Raw genomic sequence first — 10838 nt, 5'->3', positions numbered from 1 at the left:
TCAGGTAACGCCCGACGTTGGGCGCGACTTGCCCGGCCAGGTCGTTGGCCAGCGCCAGCGCCGGCAGCTCGCCGGTCACGGCCGGCAGGTTCTTCTTTCCCTTTGGTACCATCTGGTTTTTTGCAATTGCAAAAATTGAGGCTGCAAGTGCACTCCAAATGTACGCAAAACTTAGGTCCGATAATTAATGATTATGGTACCTAAGTTTTATAGAGTGATGACTTATGATTATATACTACCTATGCACGATTTATTCTTCCAGAATGGATTGTTCAGTCTTTCCTTTTTGTTGAATCTCGGCTTTTACTCATTTTGCCCTGTTACTTATATGAACATCACTACCCCCGAAGAATTAGCTGACCTGCTTGACCAGCACTGCCAAAGCTGGACGCACACCCACCGCAGTAGGTTGCTGCCGCTGCTAGAAGAAGCAACTGTACCCGATTCGCTGCATGACCAGCGGGGGCTAGAGCGCATTGTGTTGGGCTTCTGGTTTAAAGAAGGCAAAGCGCAGCGTGAACGGGAATACACCACCGATACCGACGAGAAGGTGGGCTCGGTACGGGTGGAAGATTTGCTGCCGGCAGCATTTGCTTACTACCAGCAGCGCTACGAGCAGAGCACTAATCCGTACTTGAAAGCCCGCTACGCGCTGGTGCTCTGGAATGCGCCCAAGCCCAATACCTACGCTCGGATGGGGTCGTTGGCACACACGCATTTACTGGAGGCGCTGGCCATAGCAAACTGTAGAGGCCGTGACAACCGGATGGACTGCATCCGGATGCTGGGCACCTGCTGCGACTTGGCGCTAGTGCTACGGCACCGGCAGCCCGATACCATCCAAGCTGTGCTGGACCGCTTCACTGGCGCGGTACCGTTCGAGGCTGAGGGGCGCATTCCGCTCTTGCGGTTGATAGCGGATTTCGGCAAGCTGTTTAAGCCAGACGTGTTGACCGATGAAGTCAGCCTAGCGTGCGAGACACTATTCGATGACCTGTTTGCGGCCGGCGAGTACGATGCATGCGAGGCCATGTGCCCGCTAGCCCGCACCGTGGCGCAACGCCGGGGCCTAGCTGTGGCTGATTGGTTCAACCGGCTGGGGCGGACCCATGAAGCTATGGCTGAAAGACGTCTTTCGGACCCCAGCGGGTTGGCGCCTTATGAGTTCTATCGCCGGGCGACTGAGGACTACCGCGCCGCTGGCAATACGGCTGCTTACGAACAGGCATTTCAGCGCCTGAACGAGCTAAAATCCAAGATTCGACTGGGAGTCACCAGCTTTGAACTCAAACCGGAGGATGCCCAAGCTCTGAAGGCCAACATCGACGACCGCATCCAGCGCCTGACGCAGTATAGTGCCCACGACCTGCTGGAATACCTCACTGTCCACCCGGAAGTGCTCCCGGACTATGCCAGCGTGCGTGCGTTTGCGGAGCAGCAAAAGGGCTCTTTCTTTGCCTCGCTGCCGACTTCCCAACTCGATGAAAACAAGAATACTCGCCGGGTGCAGTCCGACGAGGAGATAGATAAGCTGACCGCTGACGCTTACGAGGGTATACTCAATTTCCGGCTTGCCTCTCTGGTGCCCTTGCTGGCGGCGTGCTACCGGGCGGGCAATTTCAACTACGATTCGTTCTGCGCCTTTCTGGAGCAGTCCAGCTGGATTGCCCAGCCACTAAGCGAAACCGCGGTCAACGGCCAGGAACAAGTCTATTCGTGGAAAGACTTGATTTACCCCATCCTACGTGATTTCTTCCAGCAGTTGGCCATTGGTATAGAAGGGGGCCGCGAAAACTTTGTCTTGTCGATTGACTCCCTGACCGTGAAGCTGGAAGGCCTGCTGCGCGAACTGCTGCAGCGCTCCGGCGCAAACACCACCGCCAACGACAAGCACCAAGACCTGCGGGAGGTGTTCATCGAATCCCTACTGAACCATGCCGTGGCGCAGGAATTGTTCGATGAAAATACGCGCTATTTCCTGCGTTACCTGCTGCTCGCGCCCGGGATAAACCTGCGCAATAACGTAGCCCACTGCTACTACCGCTATCAGGACCAGTATTCGTTCGATAAAATCATCCTACTGTTGTGCGGCCTGCTCCGTATTGCCAATTTTCGCTTCGAGCCTCTGGACCTACGAGCCGAGGCCCCAACCGATGAATCAGCTCCATCCTAGCTGGTTTGGCCGTTACCCAGGCCTACGTGAAAAAGTAGAGCAGTCGAGCACGGTTGATACGCTGTTTTGAATGATACTCAAGTGGGAGCCTCACTGCATGGGTGAGGCTCCTTCTTCTGTGCAGCTATTTTAGCTTCTCCCGCATTTTGCTGTCGAATAAGTAGGTCGGCTTTTTCTTGTCATAAACTCCTGCTCGCCCATACAAGATGTCCTCGTAGGGCATTCCATTCTTCGCGTACTCAACGTAGAGTGAAGGGTATCCCGAGTACTGGTCAGTTTGCATATCTAGCTTGACGATGTAGTCGTAGGGTATCCGATAGAAAGGGTGATAGGTGATAACGGTGTAATCCGGGTTGTTAGCCCTGGTTTTATCGTCCCAGTCCAAGAGGTCCCATTTTCCGCTTTTATCGAAAATTGCCTTGCCGCCCATTCCGATGAATTCGATGCCGTTGTCGTAAAAATCCCAAAACTGCATTTTGAACCAGGAGCTGATTTGGCCGGCAGGGGTTGGTCGAACCTCGGGATAAGAGTGGTCGTCTACCGAGCGTACGATGACGCTATCGTACCGAAACTTAACCCACGGCTCGTAGTAGGCCTGCTCCCAGGGCTCGTTGCCGAGCTTCTTTAGCAATGCCTTCATCATTTTATCCCGCAGGGCAAGGTTCTTTTTGAGCCTGGTAGCATTACTTTGCTTGGGTGCTGTCTTCGTGCTTCGTTGGTTTTCGTAGAGGAGAATCTTAGCTATCTCCTCAATCTTAGGCGTGGGCAGCGAGTTGATTTTATTCAGCAGCCCATGAAAATCGATGATATTCTGGTCGCTGGTGAAGGCAAAGCGCTGCTGGGTATCGAAGACTGGGTAGCTCTTCTGCTTTTTGCCCAGTATTAACACGAATAGCTGGTCGTAGCTCTGGTAAAGCCCATTGGCCAAAAAGCTGTCGATGGTGTACTGGATTTTCTTGGTGGCCTTGGTAGTTGTTACCTGCACCGCGACCCGGTTGAAGTTGTCGGCCAGGTCGATGGCTGGAAAATTGTTCTGCACCGAGTTGATGTTGTGCAGGTTGTAGCCATACATGCTGTTGAGTAAGCGGCAGATAGTATGCTCCGAAAAGATGTTGGCATCATACAGGTTGAGGGCATTCCGGTTTGAAAGCTCTACTTCCCATCGGGTCAGCTCGCTCACTATCTTTTTTAGTTCTTCTTCTCGCTTAATCATCTACCAAGATTAGGACGCATCTCACTGCCAGTAACCCTGCACGAGGTCTGGTATGCACGAAGATAAACAGCACCCTTCCTATCATTCTTGCGACAGCCCACCGCGCTGGCCCGGCCCAGGCAGCGGCGCTCACTCGGGAGCGGGGCCAGCTCTCCTCTGCTCCCGCTGGTCGCGCCGGAATGCCGGTCCCGCTCCCGGTGCGCTTTGCAGCCCCGGCTGGGCCTCCCCCCCCTTTTATTGGCCGCTGGCCGAACCGGCAAGGGCCGGTACCGCCAGCGGAGTGCTTGAGCCGGCGTACGCCGGCAGTTTTTTATAAGGAACAAGGGGGAAGAAGGAATTAGTGCAGTTAAAACGGCGAGCTTATTTTAATTAAATATCGTTGTCTTTTTAGCAACAAAAACGCTTTAAATTGCGTTTAATAGGATAAGCAAGTGGTTGTTCACTATCTTCTTAGCCCTGTTAAGCGCCATGCTCAATCCTGAATTCTTCCCTACCCCGGCCGCCGTTATTCAGCGCATGCTCGACCCGTTTTTCAATCCCGCTCCCACCGGCGACGAGGAGCAGAGCAGCGACCGGTACCGCCGCTACAACCCGGCCGCGGCGGCCCTGCGCAAGCTCACCATCCTAGAGCCCAGCGCTGGCAGCGGGGCCATTGTGGATGAGCTGACAGCTTGGCTCGACCGGGAGGACTACCACAGCCGAAGCGGCAAGCAAAACGTGTACTGCTGCGAGGCCGACCCCGAGCTGCGCGCCGTGCTTCACGACAAGGGCTATAAGGTCATTGCCAACGACTTCCTGAACTACCGGGGCGACCATTTTTTCGACCTTAATTATCATGAACCCGCCTTTCTCCAACGGTGACCGGCATTTGCTCAAGGCCTGGGATGTGGTAGCTGGTGGCGGCGACGTGGTGTGCCTGCTCAACACCGAAACGCTTGCCAATCCGTACTCCGAAACCCGGCAACTGCTGGCCCGCCTCATCGAGGACCACGGCACGAGCGAGGCACTGGGTGCCGTTTTTACCGAGGCTGAGCGGCCCACCAACGTAGGCGTGAGCCTAGTGCGGTTGCACAAGCCGGCCAAGGCCGACAGGCTCACGTTCGAGTTCAGCAGCCGGGGCCGCCGGGGGCCGGAGCTGGACGAAACCTGTTTGCCAATGCCGTCGCCACCCGCGACGTTATCGGCAACATGGCGGCCGAATACGAAGGGCTCAAAGCCCAGTACGCCGCCTACCTGCAGGCCCGCGAGGGGATGAAGTTCTATGCCAAAAGCCTGCTGCGCAGCGAATACCAGGACGTGCTGAAACTGGCCGAGGCCAGCCTGGAGCGCGGCAGCCTGCGCACGAGCTACAACAACTTCGTCGACGAAATGAACCAGCAAATCTGGGGGCTGGTGCTCGACAAGGTGAACATTCAGAAGCTGATGACGGCCGACGTGCGCCGCAACTTCGTGGCCTTCAGCAAGGCCCAGGGCTACCAGGAATTCACCCACGAGGCCGTGGCCGAGCTGGTGGCGCTGGTGCTCGACAACCGCGAAACCATTATGGAGCAGGCCGTGGAATCGGTGTTCGACACCTTCACCAAGTACCACAAGGAAAACCGTCTGCACGTCGAGGGCTGGGTCACCAACTCACAGTGGAAGGTAAACCGCAAGGTGATTCTGCCCTACGCGGTGGAGGAAAGCTATTCCGGCAAGGGCTTCCGGGTGAACTGGAGCCGCCGCGACGACTACGCCGACATCGACCGGGTGATGTGCTACCTGACGGGCGAGAATTACGATACCTGCGTGGGCATCGACACGGCGCTGGACCGCTACGGCAACCAGAATTCCAATCCCAATGGCGTTTGGACGGTGTACAGCCGGTTTTTTGAAATCCGGGCCTTCAAGAAAGGCACTGTGCACCTGATTTTCCGCGAGGAATTTCTCTGGCAGGAATTCAATCTGCGGGCCTGCGCCGGCAAGCAGTGGTTGCCCGGCCCCGAAATGGCCGCCTACCGCGCCCGCCAGGCCAAAGCGGCCACCGGCAAGACGCACCCCCTGGTGCCCGAGACAGAGCAACTGGCCGCGCCCGGCATCCAAATGCAGCTGCAGCTTGCGGCCTGAGTACCGTTGCCGGCGGGCGGGTTGCCGCCCGCTGGTACGCGCTGGGGGCAGTGGCGCATTATCCTGCTCCCGTAAGGCCGGGAAGCGTTATACTGCGTCCATGAAAACCTCACCCCCTGTCTCGCTTCCCCCCGGTGCTATCCCGCCGGCGGGCCAGCAATTCAGCTACCTGCTGCGGCACGGCCGCTTCACCTTCACCGAGCGCGAGTTACAGGAACACCTGCAGATGACCTATCGCACCATCAAGCAGCGCGAAGCCGACCCTTCCGGCCTGACCGTGGCCGAGGCGCTCCGGGTAGCCGAGCTGCTGGCCGTGCCCGTGCACACTGTGCTGGATGCGGCCCTGGCCGATGCGCGGGCGGCTGGGGCAAAGCATTAGGGCGGTTTGGCACATTTTTGCCTAACTTTCGTTTGCCGTAGTAGACCACCCAGGCGAAACAACATGGATACCCTCGTAAAATTCGGCCCCAAGGAAGCAACCCGCGAGCAGCGCCAAGCGCTGTCGGACCGGGCGGCCGCGCTGAACGCGACCCAGGACCGCCAGCTGAGCCCCTTTGCCGAGCAGCTGAGCCAGCGTTACATCAACGGCGAGCTGAGCCTGGCCGAGGTAAATACCCAGCTTGATGCCTATTACCAAGCCCAGAGCCAGACGCCGGTCCCCACGCGGGGTGCCGATGGCATCCTGGCAGTGGCGCCCCGGCCGGCACCCGCCGTGGCCAAGGCCCGCTCTTTATCGCACTAGCCCTTCGCTTCTTAATCTATTCGCTAACGCCCTGCCGGTTGGTGGGGCGTTTTGCTTGCTTACCCAGTTCCCGCGCGGCTTTTTTCTATGACTGACGGTTTTACCGACCCCCACACCGGTGTCCTGATTAACAAGCTCAACATCGCCGATGAGGACAAGCTGGCCGAGGTCGAAGGCAACCGCTTCCACTTCCGCCTGCTGGAGGTACTGGCCAGCCACGTGGAAGTAGCGCCTCACAACGCCCAGGGCCTGCAGGAGTTGCACCGCCACCTTTTTCAGGATGTTTACCAGTGGGCTGGCGAAACGCGCGCTTGGGGCGAGTTCCAGGCCACCAAGTCAACATCGGCTGATAAGGAGGGCTCCGGCATGTACACTATGTACTTTGGCAGCTACCAGCAACTGCCCGCGCACCTGGATGCCATCGGGCAGCAGCTGGCCGCTGAGCGCTTTTTGAAAGGGCTGGACAAAGACCAGTTCGTGGCGCGGGCCGCCTACTACTTCGACCAGTACAACTACGCCCACGCCTTTCGGGAGGGTAATGGCCGGACCCTGGGCGCGGCCTTTCAAGTGCTGGCGGAAAATGCCGGCTACGACGTGAACCTTGTTGCGCAGTCGCACCCTAAGCAATACAACCAGGCCCGGGACTACGCTATTCTTCGGCCTACCGGGAACCCGGAAACAGATTTGCAGCCGCTCCGCACCTTCTTGGGCCAGATTACCACGCCCCTCCCGCAGCTGGTGTTAGCCCCTGCCGCGCCCGTGGCAGTGTCTGGTTTTCTGCAGCGCGTGGATGCCATGCGCGAGGTACAGCAGAGCCAGGAGCCCATCTGGCGGGCGCTGCTGGGAGGGCGCCACACCGCAGTAGCCCGGCAGATTATGCAGGGCACCCGCGGCGTGGTGCACCCCGACGCGCAGCAGCCGGCGCGGCTGGCCATCCTGAAAACCGGGGCCGAGCTGCTGGAGCAAATGTCCGCCAAGATGGAAGATGCCCGGCTGCGCCAGCGCGTGGCGCGGTTGCTAAAGGCGTTACCTCTGGTTACAGTAGTGCTGCTGGTGGTCGGACCGCCGCTGCAGGCCGCGCCATCCACCGGCCCGGAACAACCGAAAATACCCGTAGCCAGCAAAGACGAGCCATTGCAAAAAGCCCCGGAGTTGAAGCGTCGAGGTTCAAAGTTGTGAGTTCGAAAGCGAGATGATTTGGTGCCTCCCAAGACGCCGGTGCGAGCTTTTATACGTATCTTGTAATGGTGGAAAAGGCCCTCTATTTCTCCGAAAACGAGCAAACCAAGCAGCAGCGTCGCGAGGTGGTGAAGTTTGCGGTTGGCGTGTCAATGAGCCAAAATCGCCTGCCCTCAGCGCTCCTTGTAGAGCTGCAGGACCAATACATTGCCGGGCAGATTGACCTGGAGCAGTTGTCGGCCGCGCTCGACGCAGAGTACCAGCCAGCCCCTGGCCCTGACCCCTTCGCCAGGTATGCGCCGGGAGCCGGTTCGCAAGGGGAGTCGGCCCATCGGTACGAGCCATATCTGCACTTTGATGAATCGAGCGTAGGCCCTCACCTGCCGTAATGGTAGCTTTACTAAATCCGGCTGATTTAGCGCAACTATAGGCCCTGAAAAGGTGTTTAAATAGACTAGGGCCTAGTATTGCCTTTCTCCCTCTGGTTCCCAATCCAGCTTTGAGGAATATGCTTTTCAGTCACACGAAAGGCTAATAGCCCCGGCTCACACATCCTGTACTCATGGAAAAGCTCACCCCTTCTGCTATGGTTGCAACGCCCGCGCCGCAAGTGGTACCGGCCCCCCTGGCCGAGCACCTGCCCACGCTATTGTGGGACGTAGACCCCGACACCATCGACCCGCAGGCCATGGCGCGTACCATCGTGCAGCGCGTCATTCAGCGCGGGAGCAAAGAAGACTGGGCGGCCATGCTGGAATACTACGGCAGGCCCCGCGTGCAGGAAATCGTTGAAACGGTACCCTATATGTCGGATGCCGCCATTGCGACCGTATGCCAGTTCTTCCACATCGAAAAGGAAACGCTTAGATGCTACCAGCGCAAGCAGTCGATACCGCAAACCTTCAACTCCTAGCGCAGCTGATGCAGGAGCCCTTGCTAAAGCCGTTCGTCCTGGTAGGGGGAACGGCTTTGGCGTTACATCTGGGCCACCGTCGCAGCCGCGACCTCGACCTGTTTTCGGACGGCCCCACGCCGATTGATGGAGAAATCAAGGACCTGCTGATAAGCAAATATGAGATGCGGGCCGACGGTGCGCTCCAGCGAATGCGGGCCCAGGAGCCGGAATGGGACAAAGCCGCCATCCAGGGCGTCATTGGCCAGGTCAAAACCGATGTGGTGAATTACGGCTTCCCGCTGTTGCAACCGGCCGTGCTCTATCTTGGCTCCAACATTCGAATGGCCTCACTCGAAGACCTGAGCGCCATGAAGCTGGCCGGTGTGGTGATGAGTGGCGAAAGGCTTCGGGATTTTGTAGATGTGGCCGCGCTAAGCGAAAAGCTTACCCTGAACCAGATGCGCCAGGCCTACGAGGGCCGCTTTAATACCTCATCATCCGAAGTGCCCCGCGCCCTGGCCTTCCACGGCGACATCGATTTCAACATGAAACCCGAAATGCAGGGCTACCGCTGGCCCGCCATTGCCACGCGCCTGGAGCAGATGCAGCGCAGCCCCGACCGCCTGTTTCCACCCATCGTGGAGCAACGGCTGGTGATGCCGGTGATGGAGCAACTACGGGAAGTCAACAAACAAAAAGCCCCCGAACCGAAGCTTCGAGGGCCAAAATTGTGACAGCCTAACGTGAAAAAGTAGCCTTGAGTATTAACGAAGGGCCCAGTTATATCCCCGGCGGTAAGACCATAGCGCCAAGCTGGGGGCGATGTCTTCGGTGAAGCGGTAGCGTCCGTAGGCAAACAGAGCAAAAGCTACCCCGAGGCCCCAGCCCCATACTGGACTGGCTGTGGGAAACGAGCTGATGACAAACTGCCGAACCAACCAGCCGGGCAGCAAGCAAGTAACCGCCACACAAACCGAGAATGGCAGTAGCCACAGCCAGCCCTCGCGGCGATGCTGGGCAACCACCAAGCCTTTGAGCCAGTATAGGCCGGCGTAAAACAAGTAGGCTATGACACCGATTCCCAGCAAGCGGACTGCCCCGAGCACTGGCCCGAGAAAATCCAGGGGAGCCATCACTACGAAACCCAGCATTAGGAACGGAGCCGCCAGCAGCACTTCAACCACCACCCGGGACCCCGCCACCAGTACCCAACCAATTAACTGCCCAAGCCCTTGCCCCAGCTGCCGCGAGGCTTGGTAGGAGTGCTGCTCGTTGCGGCCTTCGTCGAGTCCTCTCTGGTAGTCTGACATAGCAGTACAAATAGTGGAAGGGAACGTGCCTTACCGCAGTTTCAGCGGGCGGAAGTATCCTTTTAGCTGCTTCTAAACGGCGAATGAAGCATTGGTGTTCCTGTTTGGCTGTTTCTGAATGGGTGGGCTGCTTCGTGAGCGAGCCAACGGCTACTTAAAAGAGCGGGCTTTAAGCAGGTCAGAATTCGCCAGCTTGAGTTTGATATTTCGCCCGCCGCCCTTTTCATACACTTCGATGATGAGCTGTTTTTGTTCAGGGATGGTGAATTTCTTGAAGATGTAAACCTGCTCAAGCTGCCCTTTGGCATCAATCTTTTTCAGGCTTCCGTTGAAGACGTAGATGGGCGCGATTTCCAGCGCCTGCTCGGCCGTGCGTTTGGCCACTTGCTTGTCTTGGATGTAGAATTTGACGAAGTCCACATCGTAGGTCACGTTCGACTTATTGGCGATGTGCAGCGGGAAAAACAGCGTTTCCTGCTTGTAGCCCACGTTGCCGGCGCGCACGCTGAGCTGGTTGGCGCTCTCGCTGGCCGAAGTGCCGCCCACCGCCAGCGCCTGCCGGGAATACGCATCCAGATTGCCCTGCGGGATGGGCGAGTTCGACAAAATGGCTTCGCCCTGGGCCGACGAGGCCGACCCGGCAGCACCAAGGTCTAGGCTGAGTACCTTGGGGTCATGCTGGTAGTTCACCACAAAGGAATAGAGCTTGCCATCGGAGGTCAGCACGGTCATATTTGATTCCGGAAAACCGGCCGACGCCGCTTTCACACGCACGATGTTTTCCGCGCCGGTGGCCTTGGCCGCAATCAAGCCCGAGCTGCCCAGGTCGACGTAGGTGACCGGGAAGGGAAATACCAGGTGGGTCGTTTTCTGGTCGCTGATGTAGAGCGGATAGGTGGGCAGCTTGTTGGCTTCCGAGTATTGCAGCATCCGGGCAGCCGAGGTCTGGGCCCGCACCGGAGCAGCCGCTATGCCCAGTAAAAGGGCGCTGGTAGCAAATAGGATAGTTTTCATGGGAGGGAATCGTTAGTCTTTGTCTACTTTGAGCATCACGTTGTAGCCAGCCTTCAGCCGGACCTTGACCAGGCGGATTTTCTTCTGGCCAAGGCCCTTCACGGCACTCACGGCCACACCGGCCGCCGCGGTCGCCGGGTCGGCACTCATCGTCATCATATCGGCCGCGTCCATGCTGTTGGCGCCGGCCTGCTTGGCTGCGTCCCGCG

General features: G+C 58.0%; 14 protein-coding genes. 10 read left to right on the top strand and 4 right to left on the bottom strand.

The window, feature by feature from the left end:
• Nucleotides 1–241: 241 nt before the first annotated feature.
• The gene (locus ACYVDE_RS07415; protein ID WP_460500853.1) at nt 242–2173 is read left to right on the top strand and encodes a DUF4209 domain-containing protein; all 1932 of its coding nucleotides are present in this window, start codon (nt 242–244) and stop codon (nt 2171–2173) included.
• A gap of 124 nt (nt 2174–2297) precedes the next feature.
• On the opposite strand, the gene ACYVDE_RS07410 is transcribed toward ACYVDE_RS07415, so the two are convergent.
• Nucleotides 2298–3386, bottom strand: coding sequence for an SMEK domain-containing protein (locus tag ACYVDE_RS07410; RefSeq protein WP_460500852.1), 1089 nt, complete (start codon nt 3384–3386; stop codon nt 2298–2300).
• A gap of 468 nt (nt 3387–3854) precedes the next feature.
• Between ACYVDE_RS07410 and ACYVDE_RS07405 the strand changes: the two genes are divergently transcribed.
• The 9 genes from ACYVDE_RS07405 (at nt 3855) to ACYVDE_RS07365 (ending at nt 9039) form a co-directional block, all read left to right on the top strand.
• The gene (locus ACYVDE_RS07405; protein ID WP_460500851.1) at nt 3855–4247 is read left to right on the top strand and encodes a hypothetical protein; all 393 of its coding nucleotides are present in this window, start codon (nt 3855–3857) and stop codon (nt 4245–4247) included.
• Nucleotides 4222–4641, top strand: coding sequence for a hypothetical protein (locus ACYVDE_RS07400; protein WP_460500850.1), 420 nt, complete (start codon nt 4222–4224; stop codon nt 4639–4641). The genes ACYVDE_RS07405 and ACYVDE_RS07400 overlap by 26 nt, the downstream gene beginning before the upstream one ends.
• Nucleotides 4575–5489, top strand: a complete 915-nt coding sequence (locus ACYVDE_RS07395) for a DUF4942 domain-containing protein (protein ID WP_460500849.1) — start codon at nt 4575–4577, stop codon at nt 5487–5489. Before ACYVDE_RS07400 ends, ACYVDE_RS07395 begins: the two co-directional genes overlap by 67 nt.
• Before the next feature lie 100 nt (nt 5490–5589).
• Nucleotides 5590–5868, top strand: a complete 279-nt coding sequence (locus ACYVDE_RS07390; RefSeq protein WP_460500848.1) for a hypothetical protein — start codon at nt 5590–5592, stop codon at nt 5866–5868.
• Between the two features lie 63 nt (nt 5869–5931).
• A complete protein-coding gene (locus tag ACYVDE_RS07385; RefSeq protein WP_460500847.1) occupies nt 5932–6231 on the top strand; it encodes an antitoxin VbhA family protein in 300 nt (99 codons plus the stop codon).
• Between the two features lie 87 nt (nt 6232–6318).
• A complete protein-coding gene (locus ACYVDE_RS07380; protein WP_460500846.1) occupies nt 6319–7410 on the top strand; it encodes a Fic/DOC family protein in 1092 nt (363 codons plus the stop codon).
• Between the two features lie 65 nt (nt 7411–7475).
• Entirely contained in the window at nt 7476–7799 is a 324-nt protein-coding gene (locus ACYVDE_RS07375) for an antitoxin VbhA family protein (protein ID WP_460500845.1), read from the top strand.
• A gap of 173 nt (nt 7800–7972) precedes the next feature.
• On the top strand, nt 7973–8323 hold the full coding sequence (locus ACYVDE_RS07370) for a DUF6922 domain-containing protein (protein WP_460500844.1): 351 nt from the start codon (nt 7973–7975) through the stop codon (nt 8321–8323).
• A gap of 8 nt (nt 8324–8331) precedes the next feature.
• Nucleotides 8332–9039, top strand: a complete 708-nt coding sequence (locus ACYVDE_RS07365) for a nucleotidyl transferase AbiEii/AbiGii toxin family protein (RefSeq protein ID WP_460500843.1) — start codon at nt 8332–8334, stop codon at nt 9037–9039.
• Between the two features lie 30 nt (nt 9040–9069).
• Here ACYVDE_RS07365 and ACYVDE_RS07360 read toward each other — a convergent pair whose 3' ends face one another.
• The 3 genes from ACYVDE_RS07360 to traM form a co-directional block, all read right to left on the bottom strand.
• Nucleotides 9070–9615 carry a hypothetical protein gene (locus ACYVDE_RS07360; protein ID WP_460500842.1) on the bottom strand — a complete coding sequence of 182 codons (546 nt, stop codon included), beginning with the start codon at nt 9613–9615 and terminating at the stop codon, nt 9070–9072.
• 150 nt (nt 9616–9765) lie between these two features.
• The gene (gene traN, locus ACYVDE_RS07355; protein WP_460500841.1) at nt 9766–10629 is read right to left on the bottom strand and encodes a conjugative transposon protein TraN; all 864 of its coding nucleotides are present in this window, start codon (nt 10627–10629) and stop codon (nt 9766–9768) included.
• A 12-nt stretch (nt 10630–10641) separates the two neighbouring features.
• Nucleotides 10642–10838, bottom strand: a 197-nt coding sequence (gene traM, locus ACYVDE_RS07350) for a conjugative transposon protein TraM (RefSeq protein WP_460500840.1), incomplete at its 5' end; no start/stop codon positions are given.

The sequence above is a fragment of the Hymenobacter agri genome, from assembly GCF_054778495.1.
Note: the sequence above shows the minus strand (reverse complement) of the source record. Positions and strands in the feature narration are given on the sequence as shown.